Origin of the sequence: Bradyrhizobium sp. S3.2.6 (assembly GCF_040546885.1) — a bacterium.
Lineage (GTDB): Bacteria > Pseudomonadota > Alphaproteobacteria > Rhizobiales > Xanthobacteraceae > Bradyrhizobium > Bradyrhizobium cytisi.
This window is the reverse complement of record NZ_JBEPOS010000009.1, coordinates 35,581-57,508: the sequence shown is the minus strand read 5'-3', so window position 1 is coordinate 57,508 and position 21,928 is coordinate 35,581. Positions and strand designations below refer to the sequence as shown.

19 protein-coding genes are annotated in these 21,928 nt (G+C 65.1%); 12 read left to right on the top strand and 7 right to left on the bottom strand.

Going from position 1 to position 21,928, the window contains the following annotated elements:
- Window positions 1–32 precede the first annotated feature (32 nt).
- The 3 genes from fabF to ABID58_RS17945 all read right to left on the bottom strand — a co-directional run bounded on the left by fabF (window position 33) and on the right by ABID58_RS17945 (window position 3,083).
- Window positions 33–1,295, bottom strand: coding sequence for a beta-ketoacyl-ACP synthase II (gene fabF / locus ABID58_RS17955; protein ID WP_354033628.1), 1,263 nt, complete (start codon window positions 1,293–1,295; stop codon window positions 33–35).
- A gap of 1 nt (window position 1,296) precedes the next feature.
- Window positions 1,297–1,812, bottom strand: coding sequence for a winged helix-turn-helix transcriptional regulator (locus tag ABID58_RS17950; protein ID WP_148750028.1), 516 nt, complete (start codon window positions 1,810–1,812; stop codon window positions 1,297–1,299).
- Window positions 1,813–2,075: 263 nt separating this feature from the next.
- Window positions 2,076–3,083, bottom strand: a complete 1,008-nt coding sequence (locus ABID58_RS17945) for a polyprenyl synthetase family protein (protein WP_148750027.1) — start codon at window positions 3,081–3,083, stop codon at window positions 2,076–2,078.
- Between the two features lie 119 nt (window positions 3,084–3,202).
- Between ABID58_RS17945 and ABID58_RS17940 the strand changes: the two genes are divergently transcribed.
- From ABID58_RS17940 to glyS, 6 genes are all read left to right on the top strand, one after another.
- A complete protein-coding gene (locus ABID58_RS17940; protein WP_027529147.1) occupies window positions 3,203–3,430 on the top strand; it encodes a putative signal transducing protein in 228 nt (75 codons plus the stop codon).
- Window positions 3,423–4,190: a tRNA1(Val) (adenine(37)-N6)-methyltransferase gene (locus tag ABID58_RS17935; RefSeq protein WP_354033626.1), complete on the top strand. Its 768-nt coding sequence runs from the start codon at window positions 3,423–3,425 to the stop codon at window positions 4,188–4,190. Before ABID58_RS17940 ends, ABID58_RS17935 begins: the two co-directional genes overlap by 8 nt.
- A gap of 216 nt (window positions 4,191–4,406) precedes the next feature.
- Entirely contained in the window at window positions 4,407–5,315 is a 909-nt protein-coding gene (locus ABID58_RS17930; RefSeq protein WP_148750023.1) for a S49 family peptidase, read from the top strand.
- A gap of 106 nt (window positions 5,316–5,421) precedes the next feature.
- A complete protein-coding gene (locus ABID58_RS17925; protein WP_008131462.1) occupies window positions 5,422–5,613 on the top strand; it encodes a hypothetical protein in 192 nt (63 codons plus the stop codon).
- A gap of 222 nt (window positions 5,614–5,835) precedes the next feature.
- Window positions 5,836–6,783 (top strand): glycine--tRNA ligase subunit alpha, encoded by a 948-nt coding sequence (locus ABID58_RS17920; protein WP_148750021.1) that lies wholly within the window; start codon window positions 5,836–5,838, stop codon window positions 6,781–6,783.
- Window positions 6,783–8,882, top strand: coding sequence for a glycine--tRNA ligase subunit beta (gene glyS, locus ABID58_RS17915; RefSeq protein WP_354033625.1), 2,100 nt, complete (start codon window positions 6,783–6,785; stop codon window positions 8,880–8,882). Before ABID58_RS17920 ends, glyS begins: the two co-directional genes overlap by 1 nt.
- Before the next feature lie 232 nt (window positions 8,883–9,114).
- On the opposite strand, the gene ABID58_RS17910 is transcribed toward glyS, so the two are convergent.
- The gene (locus tag ABID58_RS17910; protein ID WP_354033624.1) at window positions 9,115–9,468 is read right to left on the bottom strand and encodes a DUF1236 domain-containing protein; all 354 of its coding nucleotides are present in this window, start codon (window positions 9,466–9,468) and stop codon (window positions 9,115–9,117) included.
- 221 nt (window positions 9,469–9,689) lie between these two features.
- Between ABID58_RS17910 and ABID58_RS17905 the strand changes: the two genes are divergently transcribed.
- From ABID58_RS17905 to ABID58_RS17895, 3 genes are all read left to right on the top strand, one after another.
- On the top strand, window positions 9,690–9,845 hold the full coding sequence (locus tag ABID58_RS17905) for a DUF3096 domain-containing protein (protein ID WP_084291949.1): 156 nt from the start codon (window positions 9,690–9,692) through the stop codon (window positions 9,843–9,845).
- 96 nt (window positions 9,846–9,941) lie between these two features.
- Complete coding sequence (gene ppdK / locus ABID58_RS17900) at window positions 9,942–12,851, top strand: pyruvate, phosphate dikinase (RefSeq protein ID WP_354033622.1); 2,910 nt, start codon at window positions 9,942–9,944, stop codon at window positions 12,849–12,851.
- Between the two features lie 517 nt (window positions 12,852–13,368).
- Window positions 13,369–14,829, top strand: a complete 1,461-nt coding sequence (locus tag ABID58_RS17895) for a cell wall hydrolase (protein WP_354033620.1) — start codon at window positions 13,369–13,371, stop codon at window positions 14,827–14,829.
- A 152-nt stretch (window positions 14,830–14,981) separates the two neighbouring features.
- Here ABID58_RS17895 and nadC read toward each other — a convergent pair whose 3' ends face one another.
- The 3 genes from nadC to nadA are packed head-to-tail and all read right to left on the bottom strand — an operon-like array spanning window position 14,982 to window position 18,592.
- Entirely contained in the window at window positions 14,982–15,860 is an 879-nt protein-coding gene (nadC, locus tag ABID58_RS17890; protein WP_354033618.1) for a carboxylating nicotinate-nucleotide diphosphorylase, read from the bottom strand.
- A gap of 11 nt (window positions 15,861–15,871) precedes the next feature.
- Window positions 15,872–17,479, bottom strand: coding sequence for an L-aspartate oxidase (locus ABID58_RS17885; RefSeq protein WP_354033617.1), 1,608 nt, complete (start codon window positions 17,477–17,479; stop codon window positions 15,872–15,874).
- Between the two features lie 9 nt (window positions 17,480–17,488).
- Window positions 17,489–18,592, bottom strand: a complete 1,104-nt coding sequence (nadA, locus tag ABID58_RS17880) for a quinolinate synthase NadA (protein WP_354033615.1) — start codon at window positions 18,590–18,592, stop codon at window positions 17,489–17,491.
- Between the two features lie 339 nt (window positions 18,593–18,931).
- On the opposite strand from nadA, the gene ABID58_RS17875 reads away from it, so the two are divergent.
- The 3 genes from ABID58_RS17875 to ABID58_RS17865 all read left to right on the top strand — a co-directional run bounded on the left by ABID58_RS17875 (window position 18,932) and on the right by ABID58_RS17865 (window position 21,928).
- A complete protein-coding gene (locus ABID58_RS17875) occupies window positions 18,932–20,185 on the top strand; it encodes an MFS transporter (RefSeq protein WP_354033614.1) in 1,254 nt (417 codons plus the stop codon).
- 40 nt (window positions 20,186–20,225) lie between these two features.
- Window positions 20,226–21,212 (top strand): acrylyl-CoA reductase (NADPH), encoded by a 987-nt coding sequence (gene acuI, locus ABID58_RS17870; protein ID WP_354033612.1) that lies wholly within the window; start codon window positions 20,226–20,228, stop codon window positions 21,210–21,212.
- A gap of 113 nt (window positions 21,213–21,325) precedes the next feature.
- Window positions 21,326–21,928 carry a hypothetical protein gene (locus tag ABID58_RS17865; RefSeq protein WP_148750007.1) on the top strand — a complete coding sequence of 201 codons (603 nt, stop codon included), beginning with the start codon at window positions 21,326–21,328 and terminating at the stop codon, window positions 21,926–21,928.

Below are 21,928 nucleotides of genomic sequence, written 5' to 3'. Positions count from 1 at the left end.
AGCGCAGCGTGCCGCGATTGCAAGGCCTGTCGTTAGACCATGCGGCGGAAGATCGCGCTGGCATTCACGCCGCCGAAGCCAAAGCCGTTGGAGATGGCGTTGAGCATCGGCATCGGCCGCGCGCGGCCTGCAACAATGTCGATACCATCGGCGTTTGCGTCGGGGGTTTCGAAATTGAGTGTCGGCGGCGCGATCTGGTCACGCAAGGCAAGCACGGTGAAAATCGCCTCCAGGCCGCCGGCGGCACCGAGCAGATGGCCGGTGGCCGATTTGGTCGCGCTCACCGCGATGGCGTTGTTGCGGCCGAACAGCGCAGCGATCGCGCCGAGCTCGCCTTCGTCGCCGGCCGGCGTCGAGGTCGCATGTGCGTTGAGATGCTGCAGATCGGCGGGCGCAAGGTTCGCCTGCCGCAGTGCGATCTCCATGGCACGGCGGGCGCCATCGCCGTCGGGTGGGCCCGACGTCATGTGATAGGCATCCGCGGTGGTGCCATATCCGAGAATTTCGGCGACCGGCGTGGCGCCGCGCGCGAGCGCATGTTCCAGTTCCTCGATCACCAGAATGCCGGCGCCTTCGCCCATGACAAAACCGTCGCGGTCGCGATCGAACGGGCGCGAGGCGCGCGCGGGCTCGTCGTTGAAGGAGCTCGACAGCGCGCGTGCTGCTGCAAAGCCGCCGAGGCTGACGATATCGATGCAGGCCTCGGCGCCGCCGCAGATCGCGACGTCGGCCTCGCCTGCGCGGATCATGCGCGCGGCATCGCCGATCGCCTGTACGCCGGCGGCACACGCCGTGACCGGCGTGCCCAGCGCGCCCTTGTAGCCGTATTTGATCGAGACGTGACCGGCGGCGAGATTGGCGAGAAACGAGGGGATCGTGAATGGTGACAGACGGCGCGGGCCGCGTTGCTCGGTGATGCGCACCGCCTCCGCCATCGCCGGAAAGCCGCCGACGCCGGAAGCGATGATGGTCGCGGTCCGCTCCAGTGACGCTGCGTCCTGCGGCGCCCATTTGGCCTGTGCGACCGCCTCTGCAGTGGCGAGCAGCGCAAACAGGATGAAGCGGTCCATCTTGCGCTGATCTTTTGGCGCGGCGGCCTGCGCCGGATCGAAACCGCCATCGGCATCGTCGGCCTTGTCTGGCACGAGACCGGCAATGCGCGCGGGCAGCGCCTGCGACCATTGAGGCAGCGGGCGCAACCCGCTTTGACCGGCGAGCAGCCGGCGCCAGGACAATTCGACACCACAGCCGAGCGGCGACACCGCGCCCATTCCCGTCACGACGATACGACGCATGTCAGTCTCCAGCCGGCGCGACGGCCGGGTTCATGGCTTTGAGCGTAGTGAGCCGCCGCCGCATCAGGCGGCTCGCGCCGGGGCCTGCGATCACCACCGCATTGGCGAGCGTGATTGGCTGCATGCCGGCGGCATCGACCACGACCGGATCGAGCGGCCGGCGATCGCCCCGGTTCGCCAGCAGGATGGATTCCCCTTTCGGCGCGAGATGCTTATTGCCCCAGGCGAGCAGTGTGGCGATCACGGGGAAGAAATCCCGCGCCTTGTCCGTCAGCAGATATTCGTAACGCGGCGGCCGCTCGTGATAGCGGCGGCGGACGAACATGCCGGTCTTGGTGAGATGGGCGAGACGCCGCGACAGGATGTTCGGCGCGATGCCGAGATTGCGCTCGAACTCGTCAAACCGCGTCGAGCCCTGAAACGCATCCCGCAGGATCAGGATGCTCCACCACTCGCCAACCGTCTCCACGGCGCGGCCGACCGGGCATTCCAGGATCGAGGGGGACTTTGGCTGCATGACGGGAGGGTAGGTGAGTAGCTTGCAAAATGCAAGTCACTGCGGGCAGTGGCAGATCTGGTGGACGGAGCCGAGGAGACCGCGAAGCTGTAGCCGTTGAGCCGTCGCTGCGATTTGAAGTGCACGTTGGCGAGCGATGGCCGTGCGCCATACTCCGTCATTGCGAGCGCAGCGAAGCAATCCAGAGTCTGTCCGCGGAGGCAGACTGGATTGCTTCGCTGCGCTCACAATGACGAAATTGAAAGAGAGGCGGACCGTCGCGCTTAATGCGACCGTGCCAGACAGAACGCCACCACCTGCTCCAGCGCGCTCTTCATCGGCGAGGACGGGAACAGCGCCAGCGCATCGACCGCCATGGCGCCGTAATGCTGGGCGCGGACGAGCGTGTCCTCGAGCGCGCGGTGCTTGTTCATCAACCCGATCGCGTGGTCGAGATCGCTGTCGCCGATCTCGCCGCGCTCGAGCGCCTTGATCCAGAAAGCGCGCTCGGTGTCGTTGCCGCGGCGGAAGGCCAGCACGACGGGGAGTGTGATCTTACCCTCGCGAAAGTCGTCGCCGGTGTTCTTGCCGAGTTTTGCACTCTTGCCCCCATAGTCGAGCACGTCGTCGACGAGCTGGAAGGCGATGCCGAGATTCATGCCGACCGAGCGGCAGGCGGTCTGCTCGGCCTTCGGGCGGTTGGCGATCACGGGCCCGACCTCGCAGGCGGCTGCGAACAGCTCGGCGGTCTTGCCGCGGATCACGGCGAGATATTCGTCCTCGGTGGTCGCGGTGTTCTTGGCGGCGGCAAGCTGCATCACCTCGCCCTCGGCGATGGTGGCGGCAGCCGCTGACAGGATGTCGAGCGCGCGCAGCGAGCCAACCTCGACCATCATGCGGAAGGCCTGGCCGAGCAGGAAGTCGCCGACCAGCACGCTGGCCTCATTGCCCCAGAGCATGCGCGCGGAGAGCTTGCCGCGGCGCATCTCGCTCTCGTCTACGACATCGTCGTGGAGCAGGGTCGCGGTGTGCATGAACTCGACGGAGGCAGCCAACTTGATGTGGCCGTCGCCGGCGTAGCCGGCCAGATTGGCCATGGCGAGCGTCAGCATCGGCCGCAGCCGCTTGCCGCCGGAGGAGATCAGATGATTGGCCACCTCCGGGATCATCGTCACGTCCGAGCCGGTCCGCGAGAGGATCGTGGCGTTGACGCGCTCCATATCAGGGGCGACAAGGGCAACCAGCTCTTCGATCGACGCGCCGGGAGTTTCGAAAGGTACGATGACGGCCACGCCGGTCTCCAATATTTGCCCCGGAGGGGCTATTCTGATGGAAAGACAATAGAAACTGGACGGGGATGCGGCAAGGCCTGTGGAACCATTGACATTTGCCTTTCAGGCAGGAGGCTCGTTTGCGTGAACTGGTTCGGACCAACGATATCGTGCTGGTGTCGGCGATCGGCGCGCTGCTCGACGGCGCCAACATCCATCATCTGGTGTTGGACCAGAACATGAGCATCATCGAGGGCTCGCTCGGCGTCCTGCCTCGGCGGATCCTGGTCCATGAGGACGACGCCATCGAGGCCCGGCAACTGCTGACCGAGGCCGGCCTCAGCCACGAACTGCGCGGCGATGATTGACGTCGTCACAGATCTCACCGAGGACGCCTTTCTCGGCGGGCAGCTGCTGTTGAGGCAGAAGCGATCCGGCCATCGCGCCGGACACGATGCCATATTGCTTGCAGCCGCGACCGAGGCCCGCGCTGGCGATCGTGTGGTCGATCTCGGCGCCGGCGTCGGCACGGCCGGGCTGGCGCTGGCCCGGCGCGTGGCCGGGGTCGATCTTTGCCTCATCGAGATTGATCCGGAACTGGCCGGGCTCGCGCGTGCCAATGCGGCCGCGAATGCGATTGCCGCGGAGGTGATTGTGCTCGACGTCACGGCCGATGCGCAGGCTTTTGCGGCACACGGGCTCATGCCCGACGGCGCCGACTGCGTGTTGATGAACCCGCCCTTCAACGATTCCACCCGGCACCGCGGCTCGCCGGACCAGGCGCGCCACACCGCGCATGTCGCGACCGGGGAGACGCTAAATGCGTGGGTGCATGCAGCGCAGCGCATCCTTCGATCGAACGGCGTGCTGACCCTGATCTGGCGTGCGGACGGAATCGCGGACGTTTTGGCAGCGCTGTCACGCGGCTTCGGCAGCGTGTCGATCCTGCCGGTTCATGGCGAAGCGGGAAGGCCTGCAATCCGTGTGCTGGTCCGCGCGGTCAAAGGCGGCCGGGCCCCGACGCGATTGCTGCCGGGCCTCATGCTTAACAATGAGTCACGCGTGCCTAAAAAAGAGGTGAGGAATATTCTGGAGGGGAGAGCGGTCTTGCCGCTGGCGGAGCCGTGACGGCTTACTGGGGAAGCGATTCCGACTGCTGCTCCTGCGGGGCCGTAAAGCGAATCGCCGTGAAAAGAGCACCGATCAGCATCAACAGCAGATAGATCTTCATGACGTTTCCTCCGCTGCTTCATTGCAGCTTGCCAACGGGCAAACTGCAAAACACGTTCCAGGCAACTTCAATGACAGTCGCGTGATAAGAAATGGTTAACCAGAGGTAACGGCATGGCCGAACAATTGAACGATCGCGAAAATTCCGGCCTGGCCGACAAGCTCATGCAATATCTGCCGGCGCGCTTCCGCCCGGGCACGGCGGTGGTGCCGGTGGTGCGGCTGTCCGGCGTCATCGGCGCAGTGACGCCGCTGCGTCCGGGCATGACGCTGGCGGGCCTCGCGCGGGTCCTTGAGCGGGCGTTTTCGGTCCGCAACGCCAAGGCGGTGGCGCTGGTGATCAACTCGCCCGGCGGCTCGCCGGTGCAGTCACGCCAGATCTACCTGCGCATCAAGCAGCTTGCTGCGGAGAAGAAGCTGAAGGTGCTTGTGTTCGTCGAGGACGTCGCGGCTTCCGGCGGCTACATGATCGCCTGCGCCGGCGACGAGATCTTTTGCGATCCATCCTCGATCCTCGGCTCGATCGGCGTGGTCGGCGGCAGTTTTGGTTTCCAGGAGGCGATCAGGCGGCTCGGCATCGAGCGGCGCCTTTACACGGCCGGCGCGCACAAGGCGATGCTCGATCCGTTCCTGCCCGAAAATCCCGACGACGTCGCCAAGCTGAAGGCGCTCCAGCGCGAGATCCACCAGATCTTCATCGCGCTGGTGAGGGAAAGCCGTGGCGCGCGACTGAAGGGCGCCGACGACACCCTGTTCACCGGCGAATACTGGGCCGGCGAGAGCTCGATCGCGCTGGGACTGGCCGACGGCATCGGCGATCTCCGCTCAACTCTTCGTGCCCGCTACGGCGAGAAGGTTCTCACCCCTGTGATCGCGCAGCCGAGCGGCTTGCTGTCGGGCCTGTTGGGGCGGAAATCGCCCGGCGCGGGCCAGCTTTCAGCCATGGAATCAATGGCCGGGCTGCCGGACGAGTTGATCTCTGCGATTGAGACCCGCGCGATCTGGGCGAAATTCGGGTTCTAGGCCGAGCTCTGCCGCGCCATTTGGTCCGGGCTGAGCCAATTGCGGCGCAGCCCGGTCTGCGCAAGAATGTGCGTGGGGGCTGAGCATTGTGAACAAGGAACGACCGATGCCGCCGTTCGTCGCTTTCGCGGGCGTCCTGGGCGGGCTTGCCGTGGTCCGCTGGGCCTACAAGACCGCTGTCCGGATCAACCAGGAGCTGGAGGAGATGCGCCTGTCGCGCGTCGCCGAGGCCGCCCATATGGGGAATATCCAGACGCTGAAGCGTGACCCCGTGACCGGAGCCTACCGGCCGGGTTAGCTGGTGCGGTAGGGTGGGCAAAGGCGTTCTTACGCCGTGCCCACCATCCCGTCCGCAATCGTGGTGACGATGGTGGGCACGCTTCCGCTTTGCCCACCCTACCGCACCTTCCGGGATGAGGGACTGATCGTCCCGAATCCGCCCCCTTTGCCTTGATTCCCACCCCCGCCGTCGATACGGTCCCGCGCGATTCAAAACCCCCCGCGAGAGCCTGATCTGACGATGGACGCCTCATTGCCCGCCCATATGCGCCCGGAACGCTCGTTCCAGGGCTTCATCCTCGCGCTTCAGCGGTTCTGGGCCGAGCAGGGCTGCGTGATCCTGCAGCCCTACGACATGGAGATGGGCGCGGGCACCTTCCATCCGGCGACCACTTTGCGCGCGCTCGGGCCAAAGCCCTGGAACGCGGCCTATGTGCAGCCCTCGCGCCGGCCCAAGGACGGCCGCTATGGCGAGAATCCGAACCGGATGCAGCACTACTACCAGTTCCAGGTCATCATGAAGCCGTCGCCGCCGAACCTTCAGGAGCTGTACCTGAAGTCGCTCGCAGCGATCGGCATCGATTCCGCCGTGCACGACATCCGCTTCGTCGAGGACGATTGGGAGAGCCCGACGCTGGGCGCCTGGGGCCTCGGTTGGGAGTGCTGGTGCGACGGCATGGAGGTCAGCCAGTTCACCTATTTCCAGCAGGTCGCGGGTTTTGAATGCGCGCCGGTCGCGGGCGAGCTCACCTACGGGCTCGAGCGCCTCGCGATGTATGTGCAGGGCGTCGACCGCGTCTACGACCTCAACTTCAACGGCCGCGAAGGCGATGCCAAAGTCACCTATGGCGACGTCTTCCTGCAGGCCGAGCGGGAATATTCGAAGCACAATTTCGAAGTCGCCGACACCGCGATGCTGTTCGAGCAGTTCAAGATGGCGGAAGCGGCCTGCCGGAAATATCTCGACGCAGGCTGGCAAAAAAACTCTGAGTCCGGCAAGCGCAAGGCGCATCTGATGGCGCTGCCGGCCTATGACCAGTGCATCAAGGCGAGCCATGTCTTCAACCTGCTCGACGCGCGCGGCGTGATCTCCGTCACCGAGCGGCAGAGCTACATTCTTCGCGTGCGCGAGCTGGCCAAGGCCTGCGGCGAGGCCTGGATCCACACTGAAGCGGGCGGAGCGGCCTGATGCCCGATCTTTTGCTTGAACTGTTCTCGGAAGAAATCCCTGCGCGCATGCAGGCCAAGGCGGCCGACGATCTGCGCCGCCTCGTCACCGACAAGCTCGTCGCCGAAGGCCTCGTCTACGAGGGCGCAAGGGCGTTCGCGACGCCGCGCCGTCTCGCGCTCACCGTGCACGGCATCCCTGCGCGGCAGCCTGACCTGAAGACCGAGCGTCGCGGACCGAAGGTCGGCGGGCCCGATGCGGCCGTGCAGGGTTTTTTGAAAGCGACAGGCTTGAAGTCGCTGGACGAGGCCAAGATCCAGCGCGACCCCAAGGGCGATTTTTACATCGCGCTGATCGAGAAGGCCGGGCGCGACGCGATCGACGTGCTCGCGGAAATCCTGCCCGTCATCATCCGCACCTTCCCCTGGCCGAAATCGATGCGCTGGGGCGCGCGCTCGGGCAAGCCCGGCTCGCTGAGTTGGGTGCGTCCGCTGCACGCAATCACCGCGACCTTCGGGCCCGAGACCGAAGAGCCAGATATCGTAAAATTCTCGGTCGACGGCATCGAGACCGGCCAGACCACCTACGGCCACCGCTTCATGGCACCTAGCGCGATCTCCGTGCGCCGTTTCGAGGACTACGAAGCGAAGCTGAAGGCTGCAAAGGTCATCCTCGATCCGCAGGCGCGCAAGGACATCATCTTCGCTGACGCCAAAGAGCTGACCTTCGCGCAGGGACTCGAACTGGTCGAGGACCAGGTGCTGCTGGACGAGGTCTCGGGCCTTGTCGAATGGCCCGTCGTGATGATGGGATCGTTCGAGGCAGAGTATCTCGCGATCCCGGACGAGGTGATCCGCGCCACCATCCGCAACAACCAGAAGTGTTTTGTGGTCAAGGATCCCAAGACCGGGAAGCTGACCAACAAGTTCGTCCTCACCGCCAATATCGAGGCGACCGACGGTGGCAAGACCATCGTCGCCGGTAACGAGCGCGTCATCCGTCCGCGTTTGTCGGACGCGAAGTTCTTCTATGAGACGGACCTGAAGACGAAGCTGGAAGACCGTCTTCCGAAGTTCGATCAGATCGTGTTTCACGCGAAGCTGGGGACGCAGGCCGCGCGCATCAAGCGCATTGAGCGGCTCGCTGCCGAGATTGCGCCGCTGCTTGGCGCCGATGTCGCGAAGGCGACGCGCGCCGCGCATCTGGCCAAGGCGGATTTGCTGACCGAGGTCGTCGGCGAATTCCCCGAGGTGCAGGGCCTGATGGGCAAGTACTACGCGCTGGCCCAGGGCGAAGATGCTTCCGTGGCAGCAGCCTGCGAGGAGCATTACAAGCCGCAAGGGCCTGCCGATCGCGTGCCGACTGATCCAGTCAGCGTTGCGGTGGCGCTCGCCGACAAGATCGACACGCTGGTTGGCTTCTGGGCGATCGACGAGAAGCCGACGGGATCGAAGGATCCGTATGCGCTGCGTCGCGCGGCGCTGGGCGTGATCAGGCTGATTGCCGAGAACGCGCTTCGGCTGTCGCTGATGAAGGTGGCTGCGTCCGCACTCGCCGGCTTGTCGGTGAACCCTACGGATGCGCAGAAGCTCCCGAGCGATCTCCTCGCCTTCTTCGCCGACCGCCTGAAAGTCCAGCTTCGCGAGCAGGGTGCGCGTCACGATCTGGTCGATGCCGTGTTCGCGCTCGGCGGCCAGGACGATCTCCTGATGATCGTCCGCCGCGTCGAGGCGCTCGGCAAATTCCTCGAATCCGACGACGGCAAGAATCTGCTCGCCGGCATCAAGCGCGCCAGCAACATCCTTGGTATCGAGGAGAAGAAGGACAAGCGCACGTTCGACGGCGCGCCGGATGCCGCGCTCTACAGCCTCGGCGAGGAGAAGGCGCTGGCCAAGGCGATCGGCGAGGTGAAGGCGGAAGCGAGCGCAGCGGTCGCCAAGGAAGACTTTGCCGCCGCGATGAGTGCGATGGCAAAGCTGCGTCCGCCGGTCGATGCGTTCTTCGACAAGGTCCGCGTCAACGACGACGATGCCAAGGTGCGCGAGAACCGCCTGAAGCTGCTGAACGAGATCCGTAGCGCCACGCGCGCGGTGGCGGATTTCTCGAAGATCCAGGATTAGGCTCTCGTGCCCCGGACGCAGCGTAGCGCTTCTTGGCGGTGCGCTGCAGAGCCGGGGCCCATGCCTGCCGTCTGCTCGTAGCTTCTTGGTCCCGGGTCGCGCTTCGCTTGCCCGGGACACGAGACAAAAAGCCCCACCCGGCGGGGGGAAGACCGGGCGGGGCCTGATGTCCGCCTACGCGATGCGCGTCAGCCTGATTGATGTGACGCGCCGGACATCGAGTTGAACTGCGCTAGTCCAGCACCTCGACGATGCGCCGCGAGCGCGGCTCGACCAGCACGGTCTCGCCGTTCACGACGGTGTAGCGATAGGTCGTCGCGCCGAAACGTTGCGGTACGTCATAATAGGTAACGCCGGTGTCAGGTAAGGTGGCACCGACCACCACGCGATCGGGAATGCTGAAGGCCGGCACACGTTGTTCGACGACATAATCGCGGAAGGCCGGCCGCTGTTCGACCGGGATGGTCGGGCCGCTGTCGACCACGGCGGGCGCGCGGCCAACGGTGACATTGGATTGCGCGGACGCCGCGATCGGCGAGCCGAGCGCGACGCCAAGCGCTGCGAGGGCGAGAATCCTGTTCCGCATGGGCAACTCCTTCGAATTGATTTCAGCCGGCGCCAGTGGCGCGACTGGTTGCCAATGCTGCGGCGCGCGTGATGTTCCGGAAAAGGCCTGCCGCATACGCGGCAATTTCAGGCAGTTTTCGCGAAGCGGGGAACCCGTTGCGGCCTCGCGCGTCTCTTCCCGCGGAACCCGATCCGGTATGATCCGCCCGCGATTCGCCTCACGCCACAGGAACACTCTTCATGCATCTCACCATCGCCCACATCTCGCCGATCCTATCGCTGATCGCGGGTGTGCTCATTTTGATCATGCCGCGCCTTCTCAACCTGATCGTCGCGATCTTTCTCATCATCAACGGTGCGATTGGGCTCGGATTGTTGAAGTGGCTCCATCTCTAGGCCTTCATTTTCCGGAACTCTTCGACTTGCGCGGGCCTGCCCAAAGTGGTGTAAGGCGCGCGATTTCCCATTCCTCTCGCAGGTTGTGTGCAAGCTATGGCCAAAGCCGCCTCGAAGCCTAAGAAACTCCCAGCGAAATCAAAGCCTTCCACCAAGGTGAAGACCGTTCCAGCGGCCCGAAAGGCGCTGCCGAAGACGGCCCCGAAGCCAGTCGCCAAGGCCCAGGCAAAGGCCGCAGCCAAACCGGCGGCGAAGCCCGCTGCGAAGGCTGTGACCAAGCCGGCCGCGCCGAAGGCTGCCGCCAAGGCGGCGCCGGCTGCGGCCAAGGCCGGCAAGTGGGTCTACACGTTCGGCGACGGCAAGGCCGAGGGCCGCTCGGAGATGCGCGACCTGCTCGGCGGCAAGGGCGCCAACCTCGCCGAGATGGCCAATCTCGGTCTGCCGGTGCCTCCGGGCTTCACCATCCCGGCCTCGGTCTGCACCTATTTCTACGCCCACGGCAAATCCTATCCGAAGGAGCTGCAGTCGCAGGTTGAGAAGGCGCTGGACCATGTCGGCAAGTTGACCGGCAAGGTGTTCGGTGACACCAAGAACCCGCTGCTTGTCTCCGTACGCTCCGGCGCGCGCGCCTCGATGCCGGGCATGATGGACACCGTGCTCAATCTCGGCCTCAACGACGAGACCGTGGAAGCGCTGTCGGAGCTCTCGGGCGATCGTCGTTTTGCCTATGACAGCTATCGCCGCTTCATCACCATGTATTCCGACGTGGTGCTCGGCTTCGAGCATCATCACTTCGAGGAGATCCTCGACACCTTCAAGGACGGCCAGGGCTATACGCTCGACACCGACCTCACCGCAGATGACTGGGTCGATCTGGTCGGCAAGTACAAGGACGCGGTCGCGCGCGAAACCGGCAAGGATTTCCCGCAGGATCCGCATGACCAGCTCTGGGGCGCGCTCGGCGCGGTATTTTCATCCTGGATGAATGCGCGCGCGGTGACTTACCGCAAGCTGCACGACATTCCGGAATCCTGGGGCACCGCGGTCAACGTGCAGGCCATGGTGTTCGGCAACATGGGCGAGACCTCGGCGACCGGCGTGGCGTTCACCCGCAACCCCTCGACCGGCGAGAGCAAGCTCTACGGCGAGTTCCTGATCAACGCGCAGGGCGAGGACGTGGTGGCGGGCATCCGCACGCCGCAGGACATCACCGAAGAGGCACGTAAGGAATCAGGCTCCGACAAGGCGTCGATGGAAGCGGCGATGCCGGAGGCCTTCAAGGAGCTGACGCGGATCTATACGCTGCTCGAAAAGCACTACCGCGACATGCAGGACATGGAGTTCACGGTCGAGCAGGGCAAGCTGTGGATGCTGCAGACCCGCGGCGGCAAGCGCACCGCGAAGGCGGCGCTGCGCATCGCGGTCGAGCTCGCCAATGAAGGCCTGATCACCAAGAAGGAAGCGGTGATGCGGATCGATCCCGCCTCGCTCGACCAGCTCCTGCATCCGACCATCGATCCCAACGCCAAGCGCGACGTGATCGCGACCGGCCTGCCGGCGTCGCCCGGTGCGGCCTCCGGCGAGATCGTGTTCTCGTCGGATGAAGCGGCCAAGCTCCAGGGCGACGGACGCAAGGTCGTTCTGGTCCGTATCGAGACCAGCCCCGAGGACATCCACGGCATGCACGCCGCCGAAGGCATCTTGACCACCCGTGGCGGCATGACCTCGCACGCCGCCGTGGTCGCGCGCGGCATGGGCAAGCCCTGCGTCTCCGGCTGCGGCACCATCCGCGTCGATTACGGCCGCGGCACCATGAGCATCGGTTCGCGCACCTTTAAGGCCGGCGACGTCATCACAATCGACGGCTCGCTCGGCCAGGTGCTGGCCGGCCGCATGCCGATGATCGAGCCGGAACTCTCCGGCGAGTTCGGCACGCTGATGAAATGGGCCGACCAGGTCCGCAAGATCGGCGTCCGCGTCAATGGCGATACGCCGGAGGACGCCCGCACTGCGATCAAGTTCGGCGCCGAAGGCATCGGCCTCTGCCGCACCGAGCACATGTTCTTCGAGGAGACGCGCATCCGCACGGTGCGCGAGATGATTCTCTCCGAGGACGAGCAGTCGCGCCGTGCCGCGCTCGCAAAACTCCTGCCGATGCAGCGCGCCGACTTCGTCGAGCTGTTCGAGATCATGAAGGGCCTGCCCGTCACGATCCGGCTTTTGGATCCTCCCCTCCATGAATTCTTGCCGCACACCCATGCCGAGGTCGAGGAAGTGGCGCGTGCCATGAACACCGACCCGCGGCGTCTGGCCGATCGCGCGCGCGAGCTGTCGGAGTTCAATCCGATGCTCGGCTTCCGCGGCTGCCGCATCGCGATCGCCTACCCCGAGATCGCCGAGATGCAGGCACGCGCGATCTTCGAAGCGGCGGTCGAAGCCGAGAAGCGTACCGGCAAGGCCGTCGGCCTCGAGGTGATGGTGCCGCTGATCGCCACCAAGATGGAGCTCGATCTCGTCAAGGCCCGCATCGACTCCACCGCGAAAGCCGTGATGCGCGACACCAACACCAAGCTCACCTACCAGGTCGGCACCATGATCGAGCTGCCGCGCGCCTGCCTGCTTGCCGGTGAGATCGCGGAGAGTGCCGAGTTCTTCTCGTTCGGCACCAACGACCTGACGCAGACGACCTACGGCATCAGCCGTGACGACGCGGCGAGCTTCCTCGGTCCCTACGTGAGCAAGGGCATCCTCGCGGTCGACCCCTTCGTCGCCCTCGACCAGGAAGGCGTCGGTGAGCTCGTCAAGATCGGCGTCGCGCGCGGCCGCAAGACGCGTCCGAAGCTCAAGGTCGGTATTTGCGGCGAGCACGGCGGCGATCCCGCCTCCGTCGCCTTCTGCCACAATATCGGTCTCGACTACGTCTCCTGCTCGCCCTACCGCGTGCCGATCGCGCGGCTTGCCGCCGCGCAGGCTGCGCTTGGCAAGGCGGTTGCGAGCCAGGCGTAAGTCGAAGACTGAATATGAGATGCGAAAGAGGCGGGGCCAAACCCCGCCTCTTTCATTTAAGGCCATACTCCATCCACTCGTCATTGCGAGCATAGCAAGCAATTCACATCACACACTCGCTGTCATCGCCCGCGAAGAAGGCGGGCGATCCAGTACACCGAGGCAATCGTGATTGAGCGGAGAGGCCGCGGCGTACTGGATGCCCGCCTTCGCGGGCATGACAGCGGTGGTCTGGAAAGGCTCCTGGCAACAACGGGACCGCGCGTCCCGTAATGATACCCACACGCAAGAGTTCCTTCACCATTCGCGTTGACCGGATGTTTACCGCTTCAAGTGGGCCCGCATTTACCACGCACGCAATCGCCCCGCGAAAACGCCTGACATTGCTTGAGTGTGTCGGTCGCGCAACGTCGATTAACGCCCCGGCAACCTAAATTAGATACTCACGATAAAGATCGAATTGCACGGATGTACTGCGGCTCGATCTCTCTAGTGTAAGCGTAGCGTGAGCGTATCGATGTCAGTGTTGCGTAACCATCCGAAGGGTGCGCGGTTCGCATCCTTCGGAATCGGTCTCTGCATCTTCGCATTGATGCCGAGAGAGACCGGCTATCAAGACATTGCATCTCTGCTGGCGCGTCAGCCCGGCGTCGCCGAGCGCTGGCAGAAGCAGGTGTTCTCTGCAGCCTCATCGATTCAGCTCGCCACTTACAGTTTCTCGCGCCCGATCGGAACGTCGGTTCCACAGAGCGCAATGGTTCGCCTCGCGAGCCTCGATGGTCGCGACGTCACCGGCACCATCACGCGCAATCCGGTGCTGCAGGCGCCGCCGCGTTACCAGGCCTCCGATTTCCCCAAGGTCGATCGCGCCCTGAAGGGTGATCGCCTCGCCACCGTGACACCTGCTGCGACTCCGGAGGCGGTCGTACCGTCCGCCGTACCTGCTGAGCAAGATCCCGCGACCTCCAACAGCTCGGTGATTGGCGCCAAGACGGTTCAGTTGCCGGCCGCGTTGCCGCAAGCGATGTCGCCGGAGTCCGCTGCCGCGCTCGATCCCGAGCTCCAGGAGGCGATGCGCGCGCCGCCCTTGCCGCAATATGCCAATCCACCGAAGGCCGGCGACAACGCGCTGTCCTTTGCGGCGCAGCCGCTCGCCGCGTTGAAGCAGGCGACGGTCGCTACCCCGCCGCGCGATCCCTTCAGCGTGAAGACCTCGAATCTGTTTTTCGGCAGCTCCTCGCTCGGCGGCAATGTCGAGAGCATCGCGAGCTGGCAGCCCGGCGCCGAGCCGCTGATCGTGATGCCCGACCCCGATATGAAGCTGGCCTCGCTATCGCCGCCGAACGAGGACGTCGCAAACGCGATCGAGAGCGGCGAGAGCGTCGCGCCGAAGGGCGAAGTCAACGCGGACAACCAGCGCGCCAAGTCGCCGGCGGAGCGGCTCGCGCTTGACGAGAAGTCACGCGCGAAATCGGAAAAGTGTCTCGCCGAAGCCGTCTATTTCGAATCCCGCGGCGAAGCCGTGCGCGGCCAGATCGCGGTCGCTCAAGTGGTTATGAACCGCGTGTTCTCCGGCAAATATCCGGACACTGTGTGCGGCGTGGTCTACCAGAACAAGTACCGGCACTTCGCCTGCCAGTTCACATTTGCCTGCGATAACAATCCCGACGTGATCCGCGAGCCCGAGATGTGGGAGCGCGCCAGGAAGATTTCCAAGGCGATGCTCGACGGCCAGATCTGGCTGCCCGAAGTCGGCAAGTCGACGCATTACCACGCCTATTGGGTGCGTCCGTCCTGGGTCGCCGAGATGAAGAAGATGTACAAGTTTGGCGTGCACACCTTCTATCGGCCGCGCAATTGGGGCGACGGCAGCGAGGAGCCGAGCTGGGGTACCCCGGCACAGACCGCGGCACTGTCGGCCGAGCTCGCCCAGGAAGCCAAGAGCTCCGCCGAGATGGGTGTGAGCGAGCGAAGGTAGCCTTTCTTACCTCGCCCCGCTTGCGGGGAGAGGTCGGATCGCTCCTGCGATCCGGGTGAGGGGGTGCAGGTCTCTCGACGGTCGCGCATGTGGAGAGAGGCCCCTCACCCCAACCCTCTCCCCGTAAGAACGGGGAGAGGGAGTAGACCGCCTCACGTCTCGATATCCAGTGCGCAGTCGAAATTCGGCGCTGAATGCGTCAGCGCGCCAGATGACGCGTAGTCGACGCCGGTCGCCGCGATCGCGGGAATCGAGTCCGGCGTGACGCCGCCGGATGCCTCCAGCTTCAGGCCACCGTCCGTCATCCGCACCGCCTCGCGCAACGTCGCAAGATCCATGTTGTCGAGCAGCACGGCGTCGGCAAGACCGGCGTTGAGCACCTCGCGCAATTGCGCCAGCGTATCGACCTCGATCTCGATCTTGACGAGATGGCCGGCATGCGCGCGGGCGCGCTCCAGCACAGGACGGATGCCGCCGGCGACCGCAATGTGATTGTCCTTGATCAGGATCGCATCGTCGAGCCCGAAGCGGTGGTTGAAGCCGCCGCCGCAGCGCACCGCATACTTCTCCAGCGCCCGCAATCCCGGCGTAGTCTTTCGCGTGCAGCAGATGCGCATTTTGGTACCTTCGGTGCGCGCGACGTAGTCGGCCGTGAGCGTCGCTATGCCCGACAGCCGGCCGACGAAATTTAGCGCGGTCCGCTCTGCGGTGAGAATGGCGCGGGCCGGGCCGGAGATCGTCAGCACCTGCTGGCCGCGAGCGACGCGCGCGGCGTCGCGGACATGCGCGCGCACCTCGAGGTCGGGCGAGAGCTTTTGCAGCGTCGCCAGCGCGAGCGGCAGACCGGCGATGACGCCGGATTGCCGCGCGACGAGGATTGCCTGCGCCTTGGTCGCCTCCGGGATCGTCGCGAGCGAGGTGACGTCGCCGGCGCGGCCAAGGTCCTCGTCGAGCGCGCGATGCACGGCCGCGTCGATGGCGAGCGGAGAGAGAAACGCGTCGGGATAGAGCAGGGAGGTTGGGGCGATCATGACTAACTCCGTCAGGCGATCATGGATTGCGCGATGCGCGGCGTTGAATGCTCGGTGAGGCCGTCCGCGATCTCGCGCACCGCGGTGAGCGTGGTCATCGTTCTCTGGGCCAGCGCGGGCACTTCTGCAGGATGGTCGGAGCGGAAATGCGCGCCGCGGCTCTCGCGACGGCTCCAGGCTGCGGCGGCTACGAGCAGGGCCGCTGTCGCCATGTTGCGGACAGCGATGCTCGTGGCCGTTTGCTCGAGCGCAGCAAAACTGCGCACGGCGTCCGCAAGTCCGTTGCGCTCGCGGATCACACCGACATGCGTGCTCATCGTCGTGCGCAACTGCTTCACTCGAGCCTCATCCGGCGCACCGCCGCGCGGCGTCACCAGCGCCTCGGGGAGGCTGGCGGGTGAAGGGATTGCGTGACCGGTGATGTCGTCGGCAATGCGTGCGGCATAGACCACGGCCTCGAGCAACGAATTCGAGGCAAGCCGGTTGGCGCCATGCGCACCGGTGGACGACACCTCGCCGCCGGCCCACAGCCCGTCGATCGAGCTGCGGCCGCATGCGTCGACTGCAATGCCGCCCATGTGATAGTGCACGGCCGGCGCGATCGGGATGGCTTGCGTCGCCGGATCGATCCCGGCGGCGATGCAGCTCGCATGCACGGTCGGGAATTTGTCGGCGAAGCGCTCGCCCAGTGCTTCTCGCGCATCGAGGAAGGCGCCGCGACCGCCTGCGATCTCGGCGAACACACCGCGGGCCACGATGTCGCGTGGGGCGAGCTCAGCGAGCGGATGGAGTGCCGCCATAAAGCGCTCGCCCTGGCCGTTGATCAGCGTCGCGCCTTCACCGCGCAGCGCCTCGGTCGCAAGCGGCGCGGGATCGCGGCCGATCATGATGGCGGTCGGGTGGAACTGCACGAACTCAGGATCGGCGATGTCAGCGCCGGCGCGCGCGGCAATCGCAAGGCCCGATCCGTGGGCCTCGGCCGGATTGGTGGTGACGGCATAGAGATGGCCGATGCCGCCGGTCGCCAGCACGATCGTGCGCGAGGCGATCATCGTGGGCCTCGCTGCGAAATTGCCGGCCTCGCGCAACTGAAGACCGGTGACGGCGCCGTCCTCGGTGAGCAGTCCTTCGGCGACAAAGCCTTCGATCAGGCGGATCGACGGCGTGCGGCGCACGGCCTCGCTCAGCGCCGCGATGATCGCCGCGCCGGCCGCGTCGCCGCGGACGTGGACGATTCGCCGCGCCGAATGCGCAGCTTCGCGTCCCACGGCGAGCCGGCCTTCGAGATCGCGATCGAACGGCACGCCGTAGGCGAGCAGATCATGGATCCGCGGCGCGGCTTCGCGCGCGATGCTGAGCGCGACCGCTTCATCGACGAGGCCGCCGCCGACCGCGATCGTATCCGCCGCATGCGCTTCGGGGCTGTCGCCTTCCGCCACGGCAGCTGCGATGCCGCCTTGCGCCCATGCCGATGATGCACCTTGTCCAAGCGGCGCGGCCGAGATTAACGTCACCGGCCGCGGCGCGAGCTTGAGCGCGCAGAACAGACCGGCGAGACCGCCGCCGACGATGACCACGTCGTCGGTGGCGCGGGTGAGGTTGTGGATATTGTTTGTCATGTCACGCCTTCAATTCTTCAGATTGATCATCCGCTCGACCGACCGCCGGGCGCGCACGGCCAACGCGGGATCGATCGTGACTTCCTCGCCGAGCGTCAGCAGGCTCTCCAGGATGTTGGACAGCGTGATGCGCTTCATGTGCGGGCAGAGATTGCAGGGGCGCAGCATTTCCACATCGGGCAGCTCGGCGCGGATATTGTCGGCCATCGAGCATTCCGTGATCATCACCAGCCGCTTCGGGCGCCTTGCGCGCACCCAATTGATCATGTGTGCGGTCGAGCCGGTAAAGTCGGCCTCCGCCAGCACGTCCGGCGGGCATTCGGGATGGGCGATGATCTGCACGGACGGATCGGCGTCGCGGAGGGCGCGCAGCTCGTCGCCGGTGAAGCGTTCATGCACTTCACACGCGCCCTTCCAGGCGATGATCTTCACGTCGGTCTTCGAGGCGACATAGGTCGCGAGATAACGGTCGGGCAGGAAGATCACGCTTGGCGCGTTGAGGCTCTCCACCACCTGCACCGCGTTCGACGAGGTGCAGCAGATATCGACCTCGGCCTTCACCTCGGCGGAGGTGTTGACATAGGCGACGACCGGTACCCCGGGAAATCTCTCGCGGAGCAGCCGCACGTCGGCGCCGGTGATGCTGGCGGCGAGCGAGCAGCCGGCGCGGGAGTCCGGGATCAGCACCGTCTTGTCCGGATTGAGCAGCTTTGATGTCTCCGCCATGAAGTGCACGCCGCATTGGACGATGACATCGGCCTTCACCTTGGTGGCCTCGACGGCGAGCTGAAGCGAATCGCCGCCGATGTCGGCGACGCCATGAAAGATCTCCGGCGTCTGGTAGTTGTGGGCGAGGATCACCGCGTTGCGCGCCCGCTTCAGTTCATTGATCGCGTGAATCGTCGGCGCCATCAACGGCCATTCGATCGGTGGGATCACATGCTTGACGCGCTCGTAGATCGGCGCGGTGGCGCGTTCGATCTCGTTCGTCCATTCCAGCGAGGGCCGCGGCAGCGCAGGGCCGGTTCGCGCCGGCGCGAACCGGGCGGAGATGGCTTGGCCTTGCGGCCGATTGGCGAAATCGTCGGGGCCGTAAATTCCAGTGATCGGCATCGAAGCCTCCCGTGCATGTCAATTATGCTCATTGAGAGTATATATGGAGCCTGAGAAATCCGGCCGAGAGGGCCGGTGGGTCTCGCCAAAGCTAACATATACTCAATTTGAGTAGATCATAGATAGCACGTCGATCCGGGGATCGCTAGGTCCCGCCGCACACATTCTCGTCAAGTCCAGTCTCGTCGCGCCCGGCAAGGCCGCGATGAAATGCAATGCTCCCGAACCAGCCCCTCGTGGAACGCAATCACTTTTGGCTTTGGGTTTTCATGCATTTGCATTAAACGCCTTGGTCGCGGCTGCCGATTTGCAGATCCGCCAATGGCGAGGAAGAAAACCATGGCGACACAAGCTGGCGAGCTCGGTTCGACCTCACGCTCCTCCAACTGGCGCACCCCGGCCGTCATCATCCTCTGCGGCTGTGCGATCGGCATGCTCGGCTTCGGACCGCGCTCGGCGCTGGGCTTCTTCGTGCAGCCGATGAGCCATGAATTCGCCTGGGGCCGCGACGTGTTCGGCCTCGCCATCGCCTTCCAGAATTTGCTGTGGGGATTGGGCCAGCCGCTTGCAGGCGCAATTGGCGATCGCTTCGGCCTGTTCCGGGTGATGTGCGTCGGCGCGCTGCTCTATGCCGGCGGCCTTCTGCTGATGCGCTATTCCTCGACGCCGATGTCGCTCAACATCGGCGCGGGCGTGATGGTCGGCTTCGGTCTCGCCGGCTGCTCGTTCAACCTGGTGCTGTCGGCCTTCACAAAGCTGCTGCCGGCCGAGAAGCGCGGCCTTGCGCTCGGCGCCGGCACTGCGGCGGGCTCGCTCGGTCAGTTCCTGTTCGCGCCCATTGGTGTCGCGTTGATCGACAATTTCGGCTGGCAGCAGGCGCTCACCGTGTTCGGCTTCCTGATGCTGCTGATCATCCCGCTGGCGCTGGCGATCTCGACGCCGCCGGTCGCAGCTACGGCCAATGCGGCGCCTGCGGATGAGCAAACCATTACCAAGGCGCTCGCGGAGGCCTTCGGCCATCGCTCTTACGTGCTGCTGGTGCTCGGCTTCTTCACCTGCGGCTTCCAGCTCGCCTTCATCACCGTGCATCTGCCGGCATTCCTGGTCGACCGCGGCATCTCGACGCAAACCGGCGGCTGGGTGATCGCGGCGATCGGCCTGTTCAACATCATGGGCTCGCTCAGCGTCGGCTATCTCCAGAATTCGCTGCCGAAGCGCTACATCCTCTCGACGATCTATTTCACCCGTGCGCTCGCGACGCTCGCCTTCATCTCGTTCCCGATCACGCCGTTCTCGGCGATCGCGTTCGGCGCGGTCTCCGGCCTGACCTGGCTGTCGACGGTGCCGCCGACCTCGGCGCTGGTGGCGCTGATGTTCGGCACGCGCTGGCTCGCCACGCTCTACGGCTTTGCCTTCGTCAGCCATCAGGTCGGCGGCTTCCTCGGCGTCTGGCTCGGCGGCATCGTGTTCGAGCGCTTCGGTTCCTACACGCCGATCTGGTGGCTCTCGATCCTGTTCGGCGTGCTCTCGGCGCTGATAAATGTTCCGATCGTGGAGAAGCCGGTTCAGCGGGCGGTTGCGCAGCCTGCCTGATCGGCTAAACATCGCCTGAAACAAGCCAGGGAGTTTTGCTGTGGCCACTTTCAAGGCGATCCGGATCGACAAGGCCGACAAGGGCACCACTGCCGCACTTACCCAGTTCGACGAAGCCGAGCTGATGGACGGCGACGTCACCGTCCGCGTGGAATGGTCGACGCTGAACTACAAGGACGGCCTCGCGCTGACGGGCAAGGCGCCGGTTGTGCGCCGCTTCCCGATGATCGCCGGCATAGACTTTGCCGGCACCGTCGAAGCCTCATCGCATCCGCAATGGAAGGCGGGCGACAAGGTCGTCTGCACCGGCTGGGGCATGGGCGAGACTCATCTCGGCGCCTACGCCGAGAAGGCGCGGGTGAAGGGCGACTGGCTGGTCGCTCTGCCGCAGGGCCTCTCTGCCCGCGACGCCATGGCGATCGGCACCGCAGGCTTCACCGCGATGCTCTCCGTGCTCGCGCTGGAGAAGCACGGCGTCTCGCCCAAGAGCGGTCCGGTGGTGGTCACCGGCGCGGCCGGCGGTGTCGGCTCGGTCGCGATCGCCGTGCTGTCCTGGCTCGGCTACCACGTCATCGCCTCGACCGGCCGTGCCTCGGAGGCCGATTACCTGAAGAGCCTCGGCGCCGCCGAGGTGATCGACCGCAATGAATTGTCGGCACCGCCAAAGCCCCTGGCCAAGGAGCGCTGGGCGGGTGGCGTCGATAGCGTCGGTTCGACCACGCTCGCGAATCTTCTGTCGATGACCAGGTACGGCGGCGCCATCGCCGCCTGCGGACTTGCCGCCGGCATGGACCTGCCGTCTTCTGTCGCACCCTTCATTTTGCGCGGAGTGTGCCTTCTCGGCATCGATTCCGTGATGTGTCCGATCGACCCCCGAAAAGCCGCCTGGCAGCGCCTCGCCTCCGATCTGGATCGGTCAAAACTGTCTGAAATCACAACGGAAATTCCGCTTGCCGAAGTTCCGGAATGGGGCGCGAAGATCCTGGCCGGCCAAGTCCGCGGTCGCATCGTGGTAAAAATTGTCTAACGACGTTCAGACTTTACCAACCAAGCTGCTTCAATGTCGCCATGGTTGGTATGGTAAGCAGCGGGTAAAGAGATAAGGCATCGCCCGCTGCGGGGGTTAGTTCGGAGTTGAGCATGCTTGCGCGTATTGTGTTGGGGGCTGTCACGGCAGTCGTGACGTTTGCGCCGGCCATCGCCTTGGCCGGGAGTATGAACGCGGATGAGGCGCGCCGCTTCGTCGCCGGCAAGGTGTTCGCCTTCACCTGTTTCGACGGCACCCGCGGTGCAGGCCGTATCCTCGACGATCTCGGCGCCGCCGGCGCGGTGCAGTTTTCGGGCTCTGGCCCGGTCAAGCATCTCCGCCTGCCCGGCAACACGCTCCAGATCCGCGGCCAGAACGTTTGCGCCTCGATCAAGGGCATTCCGTTCGAGCCTTGCTTCAACCTCGAAAAGACCGACGACCGCAGCTTCCGCGGCTCGGTCTCGGGCATGGGCTTTGCCTATTGCGACTTCCACCACCAGGGCGGCAACCAGATGCTGATGGCGCGCGCCGTCGCGCGGCCGCGCTCGCTGCGTGCACCGGAGCAGACCGGTTCGGTGAACACATCGAGCACCGAGGTCGCTGCGCGCGTCGAGACTCCGCGGGTCGAGAGCAGCCGGATCGAGCCGGTGAAGTCCGAGCCCAAGTCGGATTCGAAGAACGAAGGTCCGCTGGAACTGCGGCGCTCGACCGAGTGA